Source organism: Pseudomonas sp. 3A(2025), assembly GCF_054589175.1.
On record NZ_BAAILM010000025.1, the window covers coordinates 258,823 to 280,672 of the forward strand.

18 protein-coding genes are annotated in these 21,850 nt (G+C 60.8%); 17 read left to right on the forward strand and 1 reads right to left on the reverse strand.

What is annotated here, in order from left to right:
• Window positions 1–1,192, reverse strand: a 1,192-nt coding sequence (gene icd / locus ACYP2A_RS10475) for an NADP-dependent isocitrate dehydrogenase (RefSeq protein WP_459744923.1), incomplete at its 3' end; no start/stop codon positions are given.
• 461 nt (window positions 1,193–1,653) lie between these two features.
• Between icd and ACYP2A_RS10480 the strand changes: the two genes are divergently transcribed.
• The 17 genes from ACYP2A_RS10480 to nuoI all read left to right on the forward strand — a co-directional run bounded on the left by ACYP2A_RS10480 (window position 1,654) and on the right by nuoI (window position 21,847).
• Window positions 1,654–3,879 (forward strand): NADP-dependent isocitrate dehydrogenase, encoded by a 2,226-nt coding sequence (locus tag ACYP2A_RS10480; protein WP_459744924.1) that lies wholly within the window; start codon window positions 1,654–1,656, stop codon window positions 3,877–3,879.
• A 93-nt stretch (window positions 3,880–3,972) separates the two neighbouring features.
• Entirely contained in the window at window positions 3,973–4,419 is a 447-nt protein-coding gene (locus ACYP2A_RS10485; protein ID WP_459744925.1) for an NUDIX hydrolase, read from the forward strand.
• 59 nt (window positions 4,420–4,478) lie between these two features.
• A complete protein-coding gene (gene mnmA / locus ACYP2A_RS10490) occupies window positions 4,479–5,609 on the forward strand; it encodes a tRNA 2-thiouridine(34) synthase MnmA (RefSeq protein WP_459744926.1) in 1,131 nt (376 codons plus the stop codon).
• On the forward strand, window positions 5,609–6,229 hold the full coding sequence (hflD, locus tag ACYP2A_RS10495) for a high frequency lysogenization protein HflD (RefSeq protein ID WP_459744927.1): 621 nt from the start codon (window positions 5,609–5,611) through the stop codon (window positions 6,227–6,229). The genes mnmA and hflD overlap by 1 nt, the downstream gene beginning before the upstream one ends.
• A gap of 127 nt (window positions 6,230–6,356) precedes the next feature.
• Window positions 6,357–7,727, forward strand: coding sequence for an adenylosuccinate lyase (purB, locus tag ACYP2A_RS10500; RefSeq protein ID WP_459744928.1), 1,371 nt, complete (start codon window positions 6,357–6,359; stop codon window positions 7,725–7,727).
• A 61-nt stretch (window positions 7,728–7,788) separates the two neighbouring features.
• Entirely contained in the window at window positions 7,789–8,955 is a 1,167-nt protein-coding gene (locus tag ACYP2A_RS10505; protein WP_459744929.1) for a ribosomal protein uL16 3-hydroxylase, read from the forward strand.
• Window positions 8,948–9,373: a GNAT family N-acetyltransferase gene (locus ACYP2A_RS10510; RefSeq protein WP_459744930.1), complete on the forward strand. Its 426-nt coding sequence runs from the start codon at window positions 8,948–8,950 to the stop codon at window positions 9,371–9,373. The genes ACYP2A_RS10505 and ACYP2A_RS10510 overlap by 8 nt, the downstream gene beginning before the upstream one ends.
• 125 nt (window positions 9,374–9,498) lie before the next feature.
• On the forward strand, window positions 9,499–10,239 hold the full coding sequence (locus ACYP2A_RS10515; protein ID WP_459744931.1) for a secretin N-terminal domain-containing protein: 741 nt from the start codon (window positions 9,499–9,501) through the stop codon (window positions 10,237–10,239).
• Between the two features lie 585 nt (window positions 10,240–10,824).
• Window positions 10,825–12,150 carry an isocitrate lyase gene (aceA, locus tag ACYP2A_RS10520; RefSeq protein WP_459744932.1) on the forward strand — a complete coding sequence of 442 codons (1,326 nt, stop codon included), beginning with the start codon at window positions 10,825–10,827 and terminating at the stop codon, window positions 12,148–12,150.
• Between the two features lie 458 nt (window positions 12,151–12,608).
• Entirely contained in the window at window positions 12,609–13,022 is a 414-nt protein-coding gene (locus ACYP2A_RS10525; protein WP_056837004.1) for an NADH-quinone oxidoreductase subunit A, read from the forward strand.
• A 10-nt stretch (window positions 13,023–13,032) separates the two neighbouring features.
• Window positions 13,033–13,707 carry a NuoB/complex I 20 kDa subunit family protein gene (locus ACYP2A_RS10530; RefSeq protein WP_056837002.1) on the forward strand — a complete coding sequence of 225 codons (675 nt, stop codon included), beginning with the start codon at window positions 13,033–13,035 and terminating at the stop codon, window positions 13,705–13,707.
• A 72-nt stretch (window positions 13,708–13,779) separates the two neighbouring features.
• Window positions 13,780–15,561, forward strand: a complete 1,782-nt coding sequence (gene nuoC / locus ACYP2A_RS10535) for an NADH-quinone oxidoreductase subunit C/D (protein WP_459744933.1) — start codon at window positions 13,780–13,782, stop codon at window positions 15,559–15,561.
• 2 nt (window positions 15,562–15,563) lie between these two features.
• Entirely contained in the window at window positions 15,564–16,061 is a 498-nt protein-coding gene (gene nuoE, locus ACYP2A_RS10540) for an NADH-quinone oxidoreductase subunit NuoE (protein WP_459744934.1), read from the forward strand.
• A complete protein-coding gene (gene nuoF / locus ACYP2A_RS10545; RefSeq protein WP_459744935.1) occupies window positions 16,058–17,416 on the forward strand; it encodes an NADH-quinone oxidoreductase subunit NuoF in 1,359 nt (452 codons plus the stop codon). The genes nuoE and nuoF overlap by 4 nt, the downstream gene beginning before the upstream one ends.
• Window positions 17,417–17,556: 140 nt before the next feature.
• A complete protein-coding gene (gene nuoG / locus ACYP2A_RS10550) occupies window positions 17,557–20,283 on the forward strand; it encodes an NADH-quinone oxidoreductase subunit NuoG (protein WP_459744936.1) in 2,727 nt (908 codons plus the stop codon).
• A complete protein-coding gene (gene nuoH / locus ACYP2A_RS10555; RefSeq protein WP_459744937.1) occupies window positions 20,280–21,287 on the forward strand; it encodes an NADH-quinone oxidoreductase subunit NuoH in 1,008 nt (335 codons plus the stop codon). The genes nuoG and nuoH overlap by 4 nt, the downstream gene beginning before the upstream one ends.
• An 11-nt stretch (window positions 21,288–21,298) precedes the next feature.
• Window positions 21,299–21,847, forward strand: a complete 549-nt coding sequence (gene nuoI, locus ACYP2A_RS10560; RefSeq protein WP_459744938.1) for an NADH-quinone oxidoreductase subunit NuoI — start codon at window positions 21,299–21,301, stop codon at window positions 21,845–21,847.
• Window positions 21,848–21,850 lie beyond the last annotated feature (3 nt).

Below are 21,850 nucleotides of genomic sequence, written 5' to 3' on the forward strand. Positions count from 1 at the left end.
ATCGTTCGAAATCATAGGTTACCGTTCTGGCCGCAATCGCCCCTTGAATGCCGTCGATGATCAACGCTGCCGCCTCGTCCCAGCCCAGATGACGCAGCATCATTTCTGCTGAAAGAATCAACGACCCCGGATTGACCTCATCCTTGCCCGCATAACGCGGCGCCGTACCATGCGTTGCCTCGAACATCGCCACTTCATCGGCCAGATTGGCCCCCGGCGCAATACCGATACCGCCGACCTGAGCCGCCAGCGCATCGGAAAGGTAATCACCATTGAGGTTCAGGGTAGCGATCACATCGTATTCGGCAGGCCGTAACAGAATCTGCTGCAGCATGGCATCGGCGATCACATCCTTGACGATAATCTCCCGACCGGTTTCAGGGCTGGTAAAACGCATCCACGGTCCGGCATCCAGTAACGTCGCACCGAATTCGGCAGAAGCCACCTCATAGGCCCACTCTTTAAAGGCGCCCTCGGTGTATTTCATGATGTTGCCCTTGTGCACGATGGTCACCGATTGCCGATCGTGATCCACCGCATACTGCAACGCCTTGCGCACCAGGCGTGTCGTGCCCTCTCGCGACACCGGTTTGATGCCGATCCCGCAGTCGTGCTCGAAACGCAGCCGGCTGACGCCCATTTCTTCCTTTAGAAAGCGGATCAGTTTATCGGCCTCGGGCGAACCGGCCCGCCATTCGATGCCGGCATAAATATCCTCGGAGTTTTCCCGGAAAATGACCATGTCGACCTCGCCAGGACGAATGACCGGACTGGGTACCCCGGCAAACCAGCGCACCGGGCGCAGGCACACGTACAGGTCCAGTTGCTGACGCAAGGCGACGTTCAGGGAGCGAATGCCGCCCCCGACCGGCGTGGTCAGCGGCCCCTTGATCGACACGACATAGCGGCTGACCGCATCCAGGGTCTCGTCGGGCAACCAGGTGTCCGGGCCATAGACCTGAGTGGCCTTTTCACCGGCATAGACTTCCATCCAGGCGATTTTTCGCACACCACCGTAAGCCTTGTCGACCGCTGCATCCACGACCTTGAGCATGACGGGGGTGATATCCACACCGATACCATCGCCTTCCATATAGGGGATGATTGGCTGATCGGGAACATTCAGGGAGTGATCGGGATTGAGAGTGATCCGCTCGCCAGTGGCCGGGATCGTGACATTCTTATATTGCATGCTGAGCTCCAATACACGTTTGATTGGACAGCCTGACCGCCATCAAGCCTAGTCAGGCTTGTGCATACTGGCAAACCCGGCCTTTGGACAGCACCGGGCAAAGACTTTTAAAAATAGCCGAAAGCATTGATCCAGAGCGCTTTCGTTCGACCAAGGGCGTATTGGCATGCGCCAAATAGCCGCATAGCATTAATGCTTGGGATTCAGGGTTTGATATACTCCCCGCCGTGACTGCCGAGTCATGGAACTCGGCTCACTGGCGTGGGGCCGTCCGGATACATGACACCCGCGCCGATCTGCGTTGGGACGAAGGGTGCCCAACTGCTTGACGCTCGACTGATGCACCCACCATCACCGCGAAGCAATCCCGACCCGGGCTCATGACGCAAGCATGGGCAGAGCGCCCACCCGGCGCGCATCGGGATTCTGTGCATGCTCAGCAAAACAGAGAGTTAATACGAATGTCCAACCGCTCGAAGATCATCTACACCTTTACCGACGAAGCCCCGGCCCTGGCCACCTACTCGCTGCTGCCCATCATCGAAGCGTTCACCGCGTCTTCCGACATCGACGTCGAGACCCGTGACATTTCGCTGGCAGGCCGGGTACTGGCCAGCTTCCCCGAAGCCCTTCGCGCCGACCAGCAAATCGCAGATCATCTTGCCGAGTTGGGCAAACTGGCGACCACGCCAGAAGCCAACATCATCAAACTGCCCAACATCAGTGCTTCGGTTCCGCAACTGAAAGCCACTGTCAAAGAGCTGCAGGAACAGGGCTACGCCATTCCTGACTACCCTGAAAACCCTTCGAGCGACGCAGAAAAAGACGCCCGCGCCCGCTACGACAAGGTCAAGGGCAGCGCCGTGAACCCGGTTCTGCGCGAAGGTAACTCCGACCGCCGCGCCCCGCTGTCGGTCAAGAACTATGCGCGCAAGCACCCGCACAAAATGGGCGCCTGGAGCAGCGACTCCAAGGCCCACGTTGCCCACATGGACAGCGGCGACTTCTACGGCAGCGAAAAAGGCGCCCTGATCGCAGCCGATGACAGCCTGAAGATCGAACTGATCGCCCAGGACGGCACCGCCACCGTCCTGAAAGAAAAAACCGCCGTCAAGGCCGGTGAAATCATCGACAGCGGCGTGCTGAGCAAGAAAGCCCTGCGCAGCTTCGTTGCCACCCAGATCGAAGACGCCAAGAAGCAAGGCGTGCTGTTCTCGGTGCACCTGAAAGCCACCATGATGAAAATCTCCGATCCGATCATGTTCGGTCAGATCGTCGAAGAGTTCTATCAGGATGCGCTGACCAAGCACGCTGACGTGCTCAAGGAAGTCGGCTTCAACCTGAACAACGGTATCGGCGACCTGTACGAGCGTATCGTCAGCCTGCCAGCCGACAAGCAGGCTGAAATCAAGGCTGACATCCAGGCGGTCTACGCCGTTCGCCCACAACTGGCGATGGTCAACTCCGACAAGGGCATCACCAACCTGCACGTACCGAGCGACGTGATCGTCGACGCCTCGATGCCGGCGATGATCCGTGACTCGGGCAAGATGTGGGGCACCGATGGCCAGTTGCACGACGCCAAGGCCGTGATCCCGGATCGCAGCTACGCCACCATTTACCAGGCCGTTATCGAAGACTGCAAGAAGCACGGCGCTTTCGATCCGACCACCATGGGCAGCGTGCCGAACGTCGGCCTGATGGCTCAGAAAGCCGAAGAATACGGCTCCCACGACAAGACTTTCCAGGTCAAGAGCACTGGCGTGGTCCGCGTGACCGACAGCAAGGGCACTGTCCTGCTGGAGCAGAACGTTGAAGCCGGCGACATCTTCCGCATGTGCCAGACCAAAGACGCGCCGATCCAGGACTGGGTCAAGCTGGCCGTCAACCGTGCACGCGCCAGCAACACCCCGGCGCTGTTCTGGCTGGACCCGGCTCGTGGCCACGACGCACTGATGATCGAAAAGGTCCAGACCTACCTGCGCGACCACGACACCTCAGGCCTGGACATCCAGATCCTGACCCCGGTCGAAGCCATGAAGCTGACCCTGGAGCGCACCCGCGCAGGCAAAGACACCATCTCGGCCACCGGTAACGTACTGCGCGACTACCTGACCGACCTGTTCCCGATCATGGAACTGGGCACCAGCGCCAAGATGCTGTCGATCGTGCCACTGATGAACGGTGGCGGCCTGTTCGAAACCGGCGCCGGCGGTTCGGCACCGAAACACGTGCAGCAGTTCGTCGAAGAGAACTTCCTGCGCTGGGATTCGCTGGGTGAATTCCTGGCACTGGCCGCGTCCCTGGAGCACCTGGGCCACGCCTACAACAATCCCAAGGCGCTGGTACTGGCCAAGACCCTCGACCAGGCCACTGGCGAGTTCCTGGACCGTAACAAGTCGCCTTCGCGCAAGGTCGGCAGCATCGACAACCGCGGCAGCCACTTCTACCTGACCCTGTTCTGGGCTCAGGCACTGGCCGCTCAGGACGACGACGCAGCCCTCAAGGCGCAGTTCGCCCCCCTGGCAAAAACCCTGACCGACAACGAAGAAAAAATCGTTGCCGAGCTCAATGCCGTACAAGGCAAACCGGTAGAAATCGGCGGTTACTACTTCGCCAAGCCGGAACTGGCCAGCAAGGCCATGCGCCCTAGCGAGACCCTCAACGCGGCCATCGCTGCGCTGTAAGCCTCGCGACAGGTTGCAACGCTGACACACAACAACCCCGGCCCACGCGCCGGGGTTGTTGTTTCTGCTTTTTATCAAACAGGACAAACACCTATGACATGGCAAGCCCACGTAACCGTCGCCACGATCGTCGAAGACCAGGGTCGATTTCTGTTCGTCGAAGAACTGCAACAAGGCCTGCCGGTGCTCAACCAGCCCGCCGGTCATCTGGACCCGAATGAAAGCCTGCAGCGCGCCGCCGTACGCGAGACGCTGGAGGAAACCGGCTGGGATGTCGAGCTGACCGGCGTGGTCGGCATTTATCTGTACACCGCACCCAGTAATGGCGTGACCTACCAGCGCATCTGCTTTGCCGCCAAAGCCTTGCGCCATCATCCTGACTACACGCTGGATAACGGTATCATCGGTCCGGTATGGCTAAGCCGCGAAGAACTGCTGCAACAACAGGCGCGCTGGCGCAGCGAGCTGGTACTGCGCTGCGTGGACGATTACCTGAGCGGTGAACGCTTCAGTCTTGCCTTGCTGCGCGACAAGGCTTGAGACGTGACCGTTGCGGCCTGATAGAATCGCGTCCTTTTCACCACAGCTGTTGAACGCCCATGTCTGATCCAGCCCTTTCGAACACTGAAAAACCACGCGTGATCGTCGGCATGTCCGGCGGCGTGGACTCTTCCGTTTCCGCCGTTCTGCTGTTGCAGCAGGGCTATCAGGTGGAAGGCCTGTTCATGAAGAACTGGGAAGAAGACGACGGCACGGAATATTGCACCGCCCGCGAAGACCTGGCCGACGCCCAGGCCGTATGCGACAAGATTGGCATCAAGCTGCACACCGCCAACTTCGCCGCCGAGTACTGGGACCATGTCTTCGAGCACTTCCTGGAAGAATACAAGGCCGGCCGCACCCCCAACCCGGACATCCTCTGCAACCGGGAAATCAAGTTCAAGGCCTTCCTGGACTATGCCCTGAGCCTGGGCGCTGACCTGATCGCCACCGGCCATTATGTGCGTCGCCGCGACATCGACGGGCGCACCGAGCTGCTCAAGGGCCTGGACCCGAACAAGGACCAGAGCTATTTCCTGCATGCCGTGGGCGGCGAGCAGATTGCCCGCACCCTGTTTCCGGTCGGCGAACTGGAAAAGCCCGAAGTGCGCGCCATCGCCGAGCAACACGGCCTGGCCACCGCGCGCAAGAAAGACTCCACCGGCATCTGCTTTATCGGCGAGCGGCGCTTCACCGACTTTCTGCGCCAGTACCTGCCCGCCCAGCCCGGCGAGATCAAGACCACCGAGGGTGAAGTCATCGGCCGTCACAGCGGCCTGATGTACCACACCATCGGCCAGCGTCAGGGCCTGGGTATCGGCGGCCTGAAGGATGCAGGCGACGAGCCGTGGTATGTGCTGGAAAAAGACCTGGACAGCAACGAGCTGATCGTCGGCCAGGGCAACGACCACCCGTGGCTGTTCTCCCGCGCACTGCTGGCCTCGCAGATCTACTGGGTCAACCCGGTCGACCTCGACAGCCCGCGCCGCCTGACCGCCAAGGTGCGCTACCGCCAGGGCGACCAGAACTGCACGCTGGAAAAGACCGCCAACGGCTACCGTGCGCTCTTCGACGAACCTCAACGCGCCGTGACCCCCGGTCAATCGGTGGTGTTCTACGATGGTGAAATCTGCCTGGGCGGCGGCGTGATCGAAATAGCCGAACCCTGGAACAGCAAGGACAAGCCTTGATGACCCCGATTCAGGAACAACTGATCGCCCTGGGCGGCGTCTTCCAGACGGCCATTCTGGTCGACCGCCTGGCCAAGACCGGCCAGGTCAGCGAGGCCGACCTGGGCTGCATGCTCGGCAGCCTGCTGGTGCTCAACCCCAAGGACACCCTGGATGTGTATGGCGGCAACGATGAGTGCCTGCGCGAAGGCTATCGCGCCTTGGCCAGCGCCCTGGAGCGCGACCCCGGCACCTTGCAGCGCGAGCCGCTGCGGTATGCCCTGTCGATGCTAGGTCTTGAGCGCCAGTTGGCCAAGCGCGACGACATGCTCGGCGTGATCGGCAAGCGTCTGCCGCAGATTCAGTCGCAGGTCGAGCACTTCGGCATCGCCCACGAAAACGTGATTGCCGCCGCCGGTGCGCTGTATCAGGACACCCTGAGTACCCTGCGCCAGCGCATTCAGGTGCATGGCGACATGCGCAACCTGCAACAGCCCAGCAATGCCTCGCGCATTCGTGCGCTGCTGCTGGCCGGCATCCGTTCGGCGCGACTGTGGCGACAAGTTGGCGGCCACCGCTGGCAACTGGTGTTCAGCCGCCGCAAGTTATTGAAAGAACTCTATACGTTGATGCACGGCTGAAACGCTGCGCCTCAACCCCTTAACCTTCAGGCTCGACGCTATCTACGCCGGTCGGCTGACCCCAGCCGACCGGCAATTTCATGTATGATATGCGCCCTTTTCAAAGCCGACTGTCCGAGAGCATCCCATGCAGCTTTCTTCGCTCACCGCGGTTTCCCCTGTTGACGGCCGCTATGCCGGCAAGACCCAGGCCTTGCGCCCTATTTTCAGCGAATACGGCCTGGTCCGCTTCCGCGTTCTGGTAGAAGTACGCTGGTTGCAGCGCCTCGCAGCCCACCCGCAAATCACCGAAGTGCCCGCCTTCTCGGCCGAAGCCAATGCCATTCTCGACACCCTGGCCGACAACTTTGCGATCGAGCACGCCGAACGCGTCAAAGAGATCGAGCGCACCACCAACCACGACGTCAAGGCCGTGGAATACCTGCTCAAGGAACAGGCCGCCAAGCTGCCTGAACTGAACGCGGTCAGCGAATTCATTCACTTTGCCTGCACCAGCGAGGACATCAACAACCTGTCCCACGCCCTGATGCTGCGCGAAGGCCGCGACACCGTCGTGCTGCCACTGATGCGCCAGATCGCCGACGCCATCCGTGAACTGGCCCAGCGCTTCGCCAGCGTGCCGATGCTGTCGCGCACCCACGGCCAGCCGGCTTCACCGACCACACTGGGCAAAGAGCTGGCCAACGTCGTTTACCGCCTGGAGCGTCAGATCGCTCAGGTGGCCGCTGTGCCACTGCTGGGCAAGATCAACGGCGCGGTCGGCAACTACAACGCCCACCTGTCGGCCTACCCGGACATCGACTGGGAAGCCAACGCCCGTGCCTTCATCGAAGACGAGCTGGGCCTGGTGTTCAATCCGTACACCACGCAGATCGAACCGCACGACTACATTGCCGAGCTGTTCGACGCCATTGCCCGTTTCAACACCATCCTGATCGACTTCGACCGCGACATCTGGGGCTACATCTCGCTGGGCTACTTCAAGCAGAAGACGGTGGCTGGCGAGATCGGTTCTTCGACCATGCCGCACAAGGTCAACCCGATCGACTTCGAAAACTCCGAAGGCAATCTGGGCATCGCCAACGCACTGTTCCAGCACCTGGCCAGCAAGCTGCCAATCTCGCGCTGGCAGCGTGACCTGACCGACTCCACTGTGCTGCGTAACCTGGGCGTCGGCTTTGCGCACAGCGTGATCGCCTACGAGGCCAGCCTCAAGGGTATCAGCAAGCTGGAACTGAACGAGCAACGCATCGCCGCCGACCTGGACGCCTGCTGGGAAGTCCTGGCCGAGCCGATCCAGACCGTCATGCGCCGTTACAACATCGAGAACCCCTACGAGAAGCTCAAAGAGCTGACCCGTGGCAAAGGCATCAGCCCTGAAGCGCTGCTGACCTTTATCGATGGTCTGGACATGCCAGTTGAAGCCAAGGTGGAGCTGAAAAAGCTGACCCCGGCCAACTACATCGGTAACGCTGTAGCGCAAGCCAAACGCATCTAAACAGTTATACCTTCTGCACACGCCCGGCTGTGCCGGGCGTTTTCATTTCAAGGGCTTACAAATGAATCCTGATACTCCTCTTCAACTTCTGGGCGGCATGAGCGCGCGTGTTTTCCTGCGTGATTACTGGCAGAAAAAGCCCCTGCTGATCCGCCAGGCACTGCCGGACTTCCAAAGCCCGATCGATCCTGACGAACTGGCGGGCCTGGCCCTGGAAGAAGAGGTCGAATCGCGCCTGGTCATCGAACAGGGCGAACGCCCTTGGGAAATGCGACGCGGTCCGTTTGCCGAAGACGCCTTCAGCGAGCTGCCCGAGCGTGAATGGACCCTGCTGGTGCAGGCGGTCGATCAATTCGTGCCGGAAGTCGGCGAGCTGCTGGAAAACTTCCGTTTTCTGCCAAGCTGGCGTATCGATGACGTGATGGTCAGCTATGCCGCACCCGGCGGCAGCGTCGGCCCGCATTTCGATAACTACGATGTGTTCCTGCTGCAAGGCCATGGCCAGCGCAACTGGAAAATCGGCCAGATGTGCGACAGCGACAGCCCGCTGATCAAACACGCCGACCTGCGCATCCTCGCCGACTTCGAAGGCACCGATGAGTGGACGCTGGAGCCGGGCGACATGCTCTACCTGCCTCCGCGCCTGGCCCACTGGGGCGTGGCCGTGGACGAGTGCCTGACCTATTCGGTAGGTTTTCGCGCACCAAGCGCTGCCGAGGTGCTGACCCACTTTACCGACTTCCTCAGCCAGTTCATCCCTGACGAAGAGCGCTACACCGACGCCGACGCCCAGCCGGTCAGCGACCCGCACCAGATCCAGCACGACGCCCTGGCACGCCTCAAGACCCTGCTGGCCGAGCACATGAGCGACGAGCGCCTGCTGCTGACCTGGTTCGGCCAGTTCATGACCGAGCCGCGTTATCCTGAGCTGGTCAGCGGTGAAGAACTGGAAGAAACCGACCTGCTCGACAGCCTGGAACAGGGCGCGATCATCATTCGTAACCCGAGTGCGCGCATGGCGTGGTCGAATGTCGATGACGATCTGCTACTGTTCGCCAGTGGCCAGAGCCGCTTGCTGCCGGGCAAGCTGCGTGATCTGCTGAAGCTGATCTGTGCAGCCGACGCCCTGCACATCGAGAACCTCGGCCCATGGCTGGCGGACGACGACGGCCGTACACTGCTTTGCGAATTGCTCAAACAAGGAAGCCTGGGATTTGCCGATGAATAAAATCAGCGTATCGGTTGCAGACTGGCACAAGGACAATGCCGCCATCCGGCGCATTCGCGAAAGCGTTTTCATCGCCGAACAGGCGGTTCCGCCGGAGCTGGAATGGGATGCTGAAGACGCAGGTGCTGCACATTTTCTCGCTTATGAGGGTGACTACCCGATCGGCACCGCACGGCTGTTGCCCGACGGCGAAGTCGGCCGCCTGTCGGTGCTCAAGGACTGGCGCGGCCTGAAAGTCGGCGAGGCGCTGCTTAACGCCGTGCTGCTCGAAGCCGAAAAACGCGGGCTTGTGCAACAGAAACTCAGCGCTCAGGTGCAAGCCGTCGCGTTCTACGAGCGCGCAGGCTTTCGCGTGGTCAGCGACGAGTTTCTGGAAGCTGGCCTGCCGCATGTCGACATGCTTCGCGAGGCTGTGTAGGCGCTTTCTCTGCAGCACTACATAAGCAACGCCCCGATGCCGTTTCGATAGGCATCGGGGCGTTTTGCTATCGGCCGGCAAAGTGGCACACTCAAGCCTTCAGTACGCTCTTGCGGAGAAAGGATATGTTCGTACGCCCCCTGCTGGCCTCACTGTTGCTGTTGTCGAGTACCTGGGCATTGGCAGCCACGGAAATCGTGCCGCTCAATTACCGCACCAGCGACGAATTATTGCCGGTGGCGCGTAATTTTCTGGGCCAGGACGGCTCGGTCAATGCGCATGGCAACCAACTGATCGTCAATGCCGAGTCGCGCAAGATCGACGAACTTCGCGCCTTGCTCGCGCAACTCGATGTGGCTCCCAAACGCCTGCTGATCAGCGTCGACACCAGTGATAATGCGGCGCAGAACGTCAATGGCGCCGGCGGCGGCCGGGTGATCAGCTATGGTACCGCCAGCCGCGAAGGGGCCATGCAGCAGATTCAGACCGTCGAGGGCAGCCCTGCACTGATCCAGACCGGCCAGAGTATTCCGCTGACCACCTCGCGCACCGACAGTTATGGCTATTCGCAAAGCGAGACCCAGTACCGCAATGTGACTCAGGGTTTCTATGTCACCGCCACCGTCACCGGCGACATCGTCCATCTCACCATCAGCACCAATCGCGACCGCCTGAGCCAGGAACGGCCCGACGCCATCAAGGTGCAGAGCACCGACAGCACGGTCAGCGGTCGCCTGGGTGAATGGATCACCCTGGCCGGCAGCCAGAACCAGTCGGTTGCCGATCGTCAGAACACTGCGCAGTACTACTCGACCCAGGGCCGCGACGACATGTTGCTGCGCGTGAAAGTCGATCCCCTCCAGTAGCCGGGCAAATGACGCCCGAAGCAGAACCGACGGGCCTTGCGGTGACCTGCCGGTCATATTAGACCAAAGATGTAGTGACACTAAAAAAGCACTACAAAACGTTTGACGAGCCAAAAACACCACGGCATGATGGCCTCGCTCCCGCTGATCAGAAGCCTGAAAAAGCTTCCGGGGCGCGCCCATACTCACCGTAGGGCCGCCGTGTGTCTTTACCGCCCACAAGGCAGTTTGACGAGATTGCGACTGGAACGAAGTCGTCCCGAGGGACGGTAGCGCTGTTCGGTAGACAGGCCACACTGGAATGAGCGACGCACACGGCATCCACGAGCCAACGGCGTTTCTCGACCCGCCAACCTGAATGCCCGCTCATCACCCTTGAGCCATTCGTTCACACGTCGCATTACGTTTCAAACGCGGTTTGCCGCACGCTTTTCGATCAGTGAGCAGCCATACACCGTGCCTTCGATAAACGAGGCGTTTTGGCGGAGCAGGACATACCACCCGCATCAGGCGGCCTGAAACATAGCGAGCAATTGGCGCGATCGTTTTCACGCCTGAAAAACCCAGGAAATGAGGTTTATCAACATGGCACTGACACGCGAACAACAAATAGCGGCTCTGGAAAAAGACTGGGCTGAAAATCCGCGCTGGAAAAACGTGACCCGAACCTATTCTGCTGCTGATGTCGTCCGCCTGCGTGGCTCGGTTCAACCGGAACACACGTTTGCAAAGCTAGGCGCCGAAAAGCTCTGGAACCTGATCACCCAGGGCGCCAGACCGTCTTTCCGTCCCGACAAGGATTTCGTCAACTGCATGGGCGCCCTCACCGGCGGCCAGGCGGTACAGCAGGTCAAGGCCGGCATCCAGGCCATTTACCTCTCTGGCTGGCAGGTGGCGGCCGACAATAACTCGGCCGAGTCCATGTACCCCGACCAGTCGCTGTACCCGGTCGACTCGGTGCCAACCGTCGTGCGCCGCATCAATAACTCGTTCAGCCGCGCCGACCAGATTCAGTGGAAAGCCGGCAAGAACCCGGGCGACGAGGGCTATATCGACTACTTTGCGCCCATCGTGGCCGACGCCGAAGCAGGCTTTGGTGGCGTGCTCAATGCCTATGAACTGATGAAGAACATGATCGAAGCCGGTGCCGCCGGTGTTCACTTCGAGGACCAGTTGGCCTCGGTGAAAAAATGCGGTCACATGGGCGGCAAAGTGCTGGTGCCGACCCAGGAAGCAGTACAAAAGCTGGTCGCTGCGCGCCTGGCAGCCGATGTCGCCGGCGTACCGACGATCATTCTGGCCCGCACCGACGCCAACGCCGCCGACTTGCTGACCTCCGACTGCGATCCGTATGACCAGCCGTTCGTCACCGGCGCCCGCACCCCGGAAGGCTTCTACAAAGTGCGCGCCGGCCTCGACCAGGCGATTGCCCGCGGCCTGGCCTACGCACCTTACGCAGACCTGGTGTGGTGCGAGACCGCCAAGCCGGACCTGGACGAAGCCAGGCGCTTTGCCGAAGCGATCAAGAAGGAATACCCGGACCAGTTACTGTCGTACAACTGCTCGCCGTCCTTCAACTGGAAGAAGAACCTGGACGATGCCACCATCGCCAAATTCCAGCGCGAACTGTCGGCGATGGGCTACAAGCATCAGTTCATTACCCTGGCCGGCATTCACAACATGTGGCACGGCATGTTCAGCCTGGCGCACGATTACGCCCGCAACGACATGACGGCCTACGTGAAGCTGCAAGAGCAGGAGTTTGCCGATGCGGCCAAGGGCTACACCTTCGTGGCCCACCAGCAGGAAGTCGGCACCGGCTATTTCGACGACATGACCACGGTCATTCAGGGCGGTGCCTCATCGGTGACCGCACTGACCGGCTCGACCGAGCAGGATCAGTTCCACTGATACACGCCCGCGCTGCGTGTTACCACAAGCCGCCTGTCAGGGCGGCTTGTGCATTCTTGCAGTTACCTTGTGTGACATTGACGCATGACAATGCTCGACATCGGTCGCCGTGTTACTTATTAATGTCATTAACGGCGTCACACAACGCAGTACCTGGGCATTAATGAAACAATTTATCAAATGATATCAATTATCATTCTGTTTTGCTTATCCGGGTTTCCGTAATAATAAAACATACTTGACTAAAACCATTGGAATGCACGGTCTGCGTGGCCTGCAGCCCTGTACAAGAGGGCGTAGCGATTAATTCAATGAATAAATTTGATATAGAAAATTTACTTGCACTGTATTTGCACATAAAATCAGCACATTGATCTCGCTGCGACATTTCGTCACTGACTCTCTACTCATTTCTCAAGCACTCAGAGACTCCCGTTCTCTGACTAAGGATTGCCAGCATGTCCGAATCGACAGGTCTGATTGCCCACAACTGGGGCTTCGCCATTTTCCTTTTGGGTGTCGTTGGCCTCTGCGCATTCATGCTCGGCCTCTCCAGCCTGCTCGGCAGCCGTGCATGGGGTCGCAGCAAGAACGAACCGTTCGAATCAGGGATGCTGCCCACTGGCAGTGCCCGCCTGCGTCTTTCCGCAAAATTCTATCTGGTCGCGATGCTCTTCGTGATCTTCGATATCGAAGCCCTCTTTCTCTTTGCATGGTCTGTGTCGGTACGCGAAAGCGGCTGGGCCGGATTCGTCGAAGCGCTCGTTTTCATAGCAATTCTGTTGGCAGGTCTTGTTTACCTATGGCGGGTGGGGGCGCTCGATTGGGCACCCGAAGGTCGTCGTAAGCGGCAGGCGAAGCTAAAACAATGAGGCTTTGGCAATGCAATACAATCTCACCAGGATCAACCCGGATGCGCCTAACGAGCAGTATCCAATCGGTGAACGGGAAACCGTTTCCGACCCGCTAGAAGACCAGGTCCACAAGAACATCTTCATGGGCAAGCTTGAAGATGTGCTAAGCAATGCCGTCAACTGGGGTCGCAAGAACTCCCTGTGGCCGTATAACTTCGGCCTCTCGTGCTGCTACGTGGAAATGACCACCGCCTTCACGGCCCCCCATGACATCGCGCGCTTTGGTGCCGAGGTGATCAGGGCATCGCCGCGTCAGGCGGATTTCATGGTTATTGCCGGGACCTGCTTCATCAAGATGGCACCGATCATCCAGCGTCTCTACGAGCAAATGCTCGAACCCAAATGGGTCATTTCCATGGGCTCGTGCGCCAACTCCGGCGGCATGTACGACATCTACTCTGTAGTGCAGGGCGTGGACAAGTTCCTGCCTGTGGATGTCTATGTGCCCGGCTGCCCGCCCCGCCCCGAGGCGTTCCTGCAAGGCTTGATGCTGCTGCAGGAATCGATCGGCAAAGAGCGACGCCCGCTGTCCTGGGTCGTTGGCGATCAAGGCGTTTATCGCGCCGAGATGCCCTCGACGAAGGTCCAGCGCCGCGAAGAGCGTATTCAGGTCACCAACCTGCGCAGCCCCGACGAAGTCTGATACCCCTCGTTCTTAAATAACAACACAAGAACGCGGGTCGACTCTGTACGTTGACCGAAGTGATTGAGACCTATGACTGCAGACACCGCTCTGTACATCCCGCCGTACAAGGCCGACGACCAAGATGTCGTCAATGAACTGAATTCCCGCTTTGGCGCCGAGGCTTTCACCGCCCAGCCGACCCGTACCGGCATGCCGGTGCTGTGGGTCCAGCGTGCCCGGCTGATCGAAGTCCTGAAATTCCTGCGCCAGGTCGCCAAGCCCTACTCCATGCTGTATGACCTGCATGGTGTGGACGAGCGTCTGCGCACCCATCGTCGCGGCTTGCCGGGCGCCGACTTCACTGTGTTCTACCACCTGCTGTCGGTAGAACGTAACAGTGACGTAATGATCAAGGTTGCCCTGTCCGAGAGCGACCTCAGCGTGCCTACCGTGACCGGTATCTGGCCCAACGCCAACTGGTACGAGCGCGAAGTGTGGGACATGTTCGGGATCGACTTCCCCGGCCACCCGCACCTGACCCGCATCATGATGCCGCCGACCTGGGAAGGTCACCCGCTGCGCAAGGACTTCCCGGCCCGTGCCACCGAGTTCGACCCCTACAGCCTGAACGTCGCCAAGCAGCAGCTTGAAGAAGAAGCGGCACGCTTCCGGCCTGAAGACTGGGGCATGAAGCGCTCGGCCGAAAACGAGGACTACATGTTCCTCAACCTCGGCCCGAACCACCCTTCGGCTCACGGTGCGTTCCGTATCGTGCTGCAACTGGATGGCGAAGAGATCGTCGACTGCGTCCCGGACATCGGCTACCACCACCGTGGTGCCGAGAAGATGGGCGAGCGCCAGTCGTGGCACAGCTACATTCCGTACACCGACCGCATCGACTACCTCGGCGGGGTGATGAACAACCTGCCGTACGTGCTGGCGGTCGAGAAGCTGGCCGGCATCAAGGTGCCGCAGAAGGTCGACACCATCCGCATCATGATGGCCGAGTTCTTCCGCATCACCAGCCACCTGCTGTTCCTGGGTACCTACATCCAGGACGTGGGCGCCATGACCCCGGTGTTCTTCACCTTCACCGACCGTCAGCGTGCCTACACGGTGATCGAAGCCATTACCGGTTTCCGCCTGCACCCGGCCTGGTACCGCATCGGCGGTGTTGCCCACGATTTGCCGCGCGGCTGGGAAAAACTGGTCAAGGACTTCGTCGACTGGCTGCCAAAACGCCTGGACGAATACACCAAGGCCGCCCTGCAGAACAGCATTCTCAAGGGCCGGACCATCGGCGTTGCTGCCTATAACACCAAAGAGGCCCTGGAATGGGGCGTCACCGGTGCCGGCCTGCGTTCCACCGGCTGTGATTTCGACCTGCGCAAGGCGCGTCCGTACTCGGGCTACGAGAACTTCGAGTTCGAAGTGCCGCTGGCCGCCAATGGCGACGCCTATGACCGCTGCATGGTGCGCGTCGAAGAGATGCGCCAGAGCATCAGGATCATCGACCAGTGCATGCGCAACATGCCGGAAGGCCCGTACAAGGCGGATCACCCGCTGACCACGCCGCCACCCAAAGAGCGCACCTTGCAGCACATCGAAACCTTGATCACCCACTTCCTGCAGGTTTCGTGGGGCCCGGTCATGCCGGCCAACGAATCCTTCCAGATGATCGAAGCGACCAAGGGTATCAACAGCTATTACCTGACGAGCGACGGCGGCACCATGAGCTACCGTACCCGGATCCGCACCCCGAGTTACCCGCACCTGCAACAGATCCCTTCGGTGATCAAAGGCAGCATGGTCGCGGACTTGATTGCGTACCTGGGTAGTATCGACTTCGTTATGGCCGACGTGGACCGCTAAGCATGAACAGCCCACTGATTCAGACAGACCGTTTCGTTCTCAGCGAAACCGAGCGCTCGGCCATCGAGCACGAGATGCATCACTACGAGGACCCGCGCGCGGCGTCCATCGAAGCCCTGAAGATTGTCCAGAAGCAACGCGGCTGGGTGCCGGACGGCGCGATCTATGCGATCAGCGAAGTCATTGGCATTCCGGCCAGCGATGTCGAAGGCGTGGCGACGTTCTACAGTCAGATCTTCCGCCAGCCGGTTGGCCGGCACATCATCCGCGTGTGCAACAGCATGGTGTGCTTCATCGCCGGTCACGAGTCGATCGTCGAAGAGATCAAGAGCTCGCTGGGCATCAGCCCGGGCCAGACCACCGCCGACGGCCGCTTCACGCTGCTGCCGGTGTGCTGCCTGGGCAACTGCGACAAGGCGCCGGCGGTGATGGTCGATGACGACACCTTCGGCAATCTGCAGCCGGGCGGCGTCGCCCAGATGCTGGAGGCTTACCCATGACCCTGACTTCCTTCGGCCCGGCCAACCGCATTACGCGCACGGCCGAAACCCATCCGCTGACCTGGCGCCTGCGCGACGACGGCGAGCCGGTATGGCTCGACGAGTACCAGACCAAGGACGGCTACGCGGCGGCGCGCAAGGCGCTGACCCAGCAGTCGCCCGATGAAATCGTCCAGTCGGTCAAGGACTCCGGCCTCAAGGGTCGCGGCGGTGCAGGCTTTCCGACCGGCGTGAAGTGGGGCCTGATGCCCAAAGACGAATCCATGAACATCCGTTACCTGTTGTGTAACGCCGATGAAATGGAGCCCAACACCTGGAAAGACCGCATGCTGATGGAGCAACTGCCCCATCTGCTGATCGAAGGCATGCTGATCAGCGCCCGTGCGCTGAAGGCCTACCGCGGCTACATCTTTCTGCGTGGCGAATACGTCACTGCCGCCAGGCACCTGAACCGCGCCGTGGAAGAAGCCAAGGCCGCAGGCTTGCTGGGCAAGAACATTCTGGGCAGCGGTTTCGATTTCGAGCTGTTCGTGCACACCGGCGCCGGGCGTTACATCTGCGGTGAAGAAACCGCACTGATCAACTCTCTGGAAGGCCGCCGCGCCAACCCGCGCTCCAAGCCCCCCTTCCCTGCCGCCGTCGGCGTATGGGGCAAGCCGACGTGTGTCAACAACGTCGAGACCCTGTGCAACGTGCCGGCCATCGTCAACAACGGCAACGACTGGTACAAGTCGCTGGCCCGCGAAGGCAGCGAAGACCACGGCACCAAGCTGATGGGCTTCTCCGGCAAGGTCAAGAACCCGGGCCTGTGGGAGCTGCCGTTCGGCGTGCCGGCCCGCGAGCTGTTCGAAGACTACGCCGGTGGCATGCGCGACGGCTTCAAGCTCAAGTGCTGGCAGCCAGGTGGCGCCGGTACCGGCTTTCTGCTGCCCGAGCACCTCGACGCGCAAATGTATGCAGGCGGCATCGCCAAGGTCGGCACGCGTATGGGTACCGGTCTTGCCATGGCCGTCGATGACAAGGTCAACATGGTCTCGTTGCTGCGCAACATGGAAGAGTTCTTCGCTCAGGAGTCCTGTGGCTTCTGCACCCCGTGCCGCGACGGCCTGCCCTGGAGCGTGAAGATGCTGCGCGCCCTGGAGAAAGGTCAGGGCCATGCCGAAGACATCGAGACCCTGCTGGGCCTGGTCAACTTCCTCGGCCCTGGCCGTACCTTCTGTGCTCACGCACCGGGTGCCGTGGAGCCATTGGGCAGCGCGATCAAATACTTCAGGTCGGAATTCGAAGCCGGGGTTGCTCCTGCAACCGCAGGTCTTCCAGTGCCCGGCAAGATCCCGACTGTGGTCGGGGCATAACAAGACACACGGCTGGCGGCCCCAGGCCGCCGGTTTCGTACCGGCCGACGCCCTTGTGACTCAGGGCTGATTGAGGCGGGTACCACCGAGATTCCATTAGCCACGCCCGCTGACAACGGGCCAACGAAGAACTTTGAACCATGGCCACTATCCACGTAGACGGCAAAGCGCTCGAAGTCGACGGTGCGGACAACCTGCTACAGGCTTGTCTGTCACTGGGCCTCGACATTCCGTATTTCTGCTGGCACCCCGCGCTTGGTAGCGTCGGTGCCTGTCGCCAGTGTGCGGTCAAGCAGTACAACGACGAGAACGACACCCGTGGTCGTATCGTCATGTCCTGCATGACGCCTGCCACCGACAACACCTGGATCTCCATCGACGATGATGAGTCCAAGGCGTTCCGCGCCAGTGTCGTCGAATGGCTGATGACCAACCACCCGCACGACTGCCCGGTCTGCGAGGAAGGCGGTCACTGCCACCTGCAAGACATGACGGTGATGACCGGCCATAACGAGCGCCGTTATCGCTTCACCAAGCGCACCCACCAGAACCAGCAACTGGGGCCGTTCATTTCTCACGAGATGAACCGCTGCATCGCCTGCTATCGCTGCGTGCGTTACTACAAGGATTACGCCGGCGGCACCGACCTGGGTGTCTATGGCGCCCACGACAACGTGTACTTCGGTCGCGTTGAAGATGGCGTGCTGGAAAGCGAGTTCTCCGGCAACCTCACCGAGGTCTGCCCGACCGGTGTGTTCACCGACAAGACTCACTCCGAGCGCTACAACCGCAAGTGGGACATGCAGTTCTCGCCAAGCATCTGCCACGGTTGCTCCAGCGGCTGCAACATCAGCCCCGGTGAGCGCTATGGCGAACTGCGCCGTATCGAAAACCGCTTCAACGGTTCGGTCAACCAGTACTTCCTGTGCGACCGTGGCCGCTTCGGCTATGGCTACGTCAACCGCAAGGACCGCCCGCGCCAGCCGCTGCTGACCCGTGGCAACGAGCAAGTCAAGCTGAGCCTGGACGAAGCACTGGACACCGCCGCCGACCTGCTGCGCGGCCGCAACATCGTTGGTATCGGTTCGCCACGCGCCAGCCTCGAAGGCAACTATGCGCTGCGCGAACTGGTCGGTGCCGAACACTTCTACAGCGGTATGGAAGCCGGTGAGCTGGAGCGCGTGCGCCTGATCGTGCAGATTCTGAACGACAGCCCGCTGCCGATCCCGAACCTGCGCGAAATCGAAGAACACGACGCCGTGTTCGTCCTCGGCGAAGACCTGACCCAGACCGCCGCCCGTGTGGCACTGGCCCTGCGCCAGGCTGTCAAGGGCAAGGCCCGCGACATGGCTGCCGCGATGAAAGTACAACCGTGGCTCGATGCGGCGGTACGCAACATTGCCCAGGATGAACTGAACCCGCTGTTCATCGCCAGCCTGGCTGAAACCCGTCTGGACGACGTCGCCGCCGAGTGCGTACACGCCGCTCCCGACGACCTGGCGCGCCTGGGCTTCGCCGTGGCACACGCCATCGACGCCAGCGCACCGGCCGTCGAAGGCCTTGAGCCTGAAGCACGCGAGCTGGTGCAGCGCATCGCCGATGCCCTGCTGGCCGCCAAGCGTCCGCTGATCATCTCGGGCGGTTCGCTGGGCTCCAGGGCACTGATCGAAGCGGCCGCAAACATCGCCAAGGCTTTGAAGCTGCGCGACAAGCAAGGCTCGATCAGCCTGGTGGTACCGGAAGCCAACAGCATGGGCCTGGCCCTGCTCGGTGGCGACTCGGTCGATGCCGCACTGCAACAAGTGATCTCCGGCAAGGCCGACGCCATCGTCGTGCTGGAAAACGATCTGTACACCCGCGTTGACGCGGCGCTGGTCGACGCTGCACTGAGCGCTGCCAAAGTCGTGATCGTCGCCGATCACCAGAAGACCGCCACTGCCGATCGTGCGCATCTGGTGCTGCCAGCGGCCAGCTTCGCCGAAGGCGACGGTACGCTGGTCAGCCTGGAAGGCCGCGCCCAACGCTTCTTCCAGGTCTTCGACCCGACGTATCTGGATGCCAGCATTCTGGTACACGAAGGCTGGCGCTGGCTGCACGCGCTGCGCTCGACCCTGCTCAACCAGCCGGTGGACTGGACGCAACTGGACCAGGTCACCGAAGCCTGCGCCGCCAGCACCCCGCGCCTGGCTGCGATCGTCAACGCAGCGCCGTCGGCTTCGTTCCGCATCAAGGGCCTGAAGCTGGCACGCGAGCCGCTGCGTTACAGCGGTCGCACTGCGATGCGCGCCAATATCAGCGTGCACGAGCCGCGTACTTCGCAAGACAAGGACACCGCGTTCTCGTTCTCGATGGAAGGCTATTCAGGTTCGGCCGAACCGCGTCAACAGGTGCCGTTCGCCTGGTCGCCGGGCTGGAACTCGCCGCAGGCCTGGAACAAGTTCCAGGACGAAGTCGGTGGCCATCTGCGCGCCGGTGACCCGGGTACTCGTCTGATCGAAAGCAGCGGTGATGACCGCCTGAACTGGTTCGCCAGCGCACCACGCGCGTTCTCTCCCGCGCAGGGCACCTGGCAGGCCGTGCCGTTCTATCACCTGTTCGGCAGTGAAGAAAACAGCGCAAAAGCCGCACCGGTGCAAGAGCGTATCCCTGAGGCCTACGTGGCATTGGCCAAGGCTGAAGCCGACCGCCTGGGTGTCAACGAAGGTGCCTTGCTGTCGTTGAACGTGGCCGGCAAGACCTTGCGCCTGCCGCTGCGTATCAATGAAGAGCTGGGCACCGGCCTGGTAGGCTTGCCGGTCGGTCTGGCAGGCATTCCGCCAGCGTTCAGTGGTAAATCCGTCGACGGTCTGCAGGAGGCAGCGCAATGAGCTGGTTCACCCCTGATGTGATCGATGCAATCATCGCGGTCCTCAAGGCCATCGTGATCCTGCTGGCCGTGGTGGTCAGCGGCGCGTTGCTCAGCTTTGTCGAACGCCGTTTGCTGGGCTGGTGGCAGGACCGTTACGGTCCGAACCGCGTTGGCCCGTTCGGTATGTTCCAGATCGCCGCCGACATGCTGAAGATGTTCTTCAAGGAAGACTGGATGCCGCCGTTTGCCGACAAGGTGATTTTCACCCTGGCACCGGTGGTCGCCATGAGCGCCTTGCTGATCGCCTTCGTGGTCATCCCGATCACCCCGACCTGGGGTGTCGCGGACCTGAACATCGGCCTGCTGTTCTTCTTCGCCATGGCCGGTCTGTCGGTGTACGCGGTGTTGTTCGCCGGCTGGTCGAGCAACAACAAATACGCCCTGCTCGGCAGCCTGCGGGCTTCGGCCCAGACCGTGTCGTACGAAGTGTTCATGGGTCTTGCGCTGATGGGCATCGTGGTGCAGGTCGGCTCGTTCAACATGCGCGACATCGTTGATTACCAGGCACAGAACCTGTGGTTCATCATTCCGCAGTTCTTCGGCTTCTGTACGTTCTTCATTGCCGGCGTCGCCGTGACTCACCGTCACCCGTTCGACCAGCCAGAAGCCGAGCAGGAACTGGCCGACGGTTACCACATCGAGTATGCCGGCATGAAATGGGGCATGTTCTTCGTCGGCGAGTACATCGGCATCGTGCTGATCTCGGCGCTGCTGGTGACCCTGTTCTTCGGTGGCTGGCATGGCCCGTTCGGTCTGCTGCCGCAGATCCCCTTCGTATGGTTTGCCTTGAAGACCGCGTTCTTCATCATGCTGTTCATCCTGCTGCGCGCCTCTATTCCGCGCCCGCGTTATGACCAGGTGATGGATTTCAGCTGGAAATTCTGCCTGCCGCTGACCCTGATCAATCTGCTGGTGACTGCCGCGGTCGTGTTGTTAAACACGCCGGCAGGCTCGGTTCAGTGAGGTACTGATCCATGTTCAAATATATTGGCGACATCGTTAAGGGTACCGGTACCCAACTGCGCAGCCTGGTGATGGTCTTCGGCCATGGCTTTCGCAAGCGCGACACCCTGCAATACCCGGAAGAGGCGGTTTATCTGCCGCCGCGCTATCGCGGCCGTATCGTCCTGACGCGCGACCCCGACGGCGAAGAGCGCTGCGTGGCCTGCAACCTGTGCGCCGTGGCCTGCCCGGTCGGCTGCATCTCGTTGCAGAAAACCGAAGATGAAGACGGTCGCTGGTACCCGGAGTTCTTCCGCATCAACTTCTCGCGCTGCATTTTCTGCGGCCTGTGCGAAGAAGCCTGCCCGACCACGGCAATCCAGCTCACACCGGATTTCGAAATGGCCGACTTCAAGCGTCAGGACCTGGTGTACGAGAAAGAAGACCTGCTGATTTCCGGCCCCGGCAAGAACCCCGACTATAACTTCTATCGCGTTGCAGGCATGGCCATTGCCGGCAAGCCCAAGGGCTCCGCGCAGAATGAAGCCGAACCGATCAACGTCAAGAGCTTGCTGCCATAAGGA

Bases quoted from the DNA above. Each gene is read 5' to 3' on its own strand.
- ACYP2A_RS10505 (WP_459744929.1), top strand. From the start codon at position 7,789: ATGAATCCTGATACTCCTCTTCAACTTCTGGGCGGCATGAGCGCGCGT.
- nuoE (WP_459744934.1), top strand. From the start codon at position 15,564: ATGAACAGCCCACTGATTCAGACAGACCGTTTCGTTCTCAGCGAAACC.
- ACYP2A_RS10510 (WP_459744930.1), top strand. From the start codon at position 8,948: ATGAATAAAATCAGCGTATCGGTTGCAGACTGGCACAAGGACAATGCC.
- nuoF (WP_459744935.1), top strand. From the start codon at position 16,058: ATGACCCTGACTTCCTTCGGCCCGGCCAACCGCATTACGCGCACGGCC.
- nuoG (WP_459744936.1), top strand. From the start codon at position 17,557: ATGGCCACTATCCACGTAGACGGCAAAGCGCTCGAAGTCGACGGTGCG.
- mnmA (WP_459744926.1), top strand. From the start codon at position 4,479: ATGTCTGATCCAGCCCTTTCGAACACTGAAAAACCACGCGTGATCGTC.
- nuoH (WP_459744937.1), top strand. From the start codon at position 20,280: ATGAGCTGGTTCACCCCTGATGTGATCGATGCAATCATCGCGGTCCTC.
- hflD (WP_459744927.1), top strand. From the start codon at position 5,609: ATGACCCCGATTCAGGAACAACTGATCGCCCTGGGCGGCGTCTTCCAG.
- ACYP2A_RS10485 (WP_459744925.1), top strand. From the start codon at position 3,973: ATGACATGGCAAGCCCACGTAACCGTCGCCACGATCGTCGAAGACCAG.
- ACYP2A_RS10515 (WP_459744931.1), top strand. From the start codon at position 9,499: ATGTTCGTACGCCCCCTGCTGGCCTCACTGTTGCTGTTGTCGAGTACC.
- ACYP2A_RS10530 (WP_056837002.1), top strand. From the start codon at position 13,033: ATGCAATACAATCTCACCAGGATCAACCCGGATGCGCCTAACGAGCAG.
- ACYP2A_RS10525 (WP_056837004.1), top strand. From the start codon at position 12,609: ATGTCCGAATCGACAGGTCTGATTGCCCACAACTGGGGCTTCGCCATT.
- aceA (WP_459744932.1), top strand. From the start codon at position 10,825: ATGGCACTGACACGCGAACAACAAATAGCGGCTCTGGAAAAAGACTGG.
- nuoI (WP_459744938.1), top strand. From the start codon at position 21,299: ATGTTCAAATATATTGGCGACATCGTTAAGGGTACCGGTACCCAACTG.
- ACYP2A_RS10480 (WP_459744924.1), top strand. From the start codon at position 1,654: ATGTCCAACCGCTCGAAGATCATCTACACCTTTACCGACGAAGCCCCG.
- purB (WP_459744928.1), top strand. From the start codon at position 6,357: ATGCAGCTTTCTTCGCTCACCGCGGTTTCCCCTGTTGACGGCCGCTAT.
- nuoC (WP_459744933.1), top strand. From the start codon at position 13,780: ATGACTGCAGACACCGCTCTGTACATCCCGCCGTACAAGGCCGACGAC.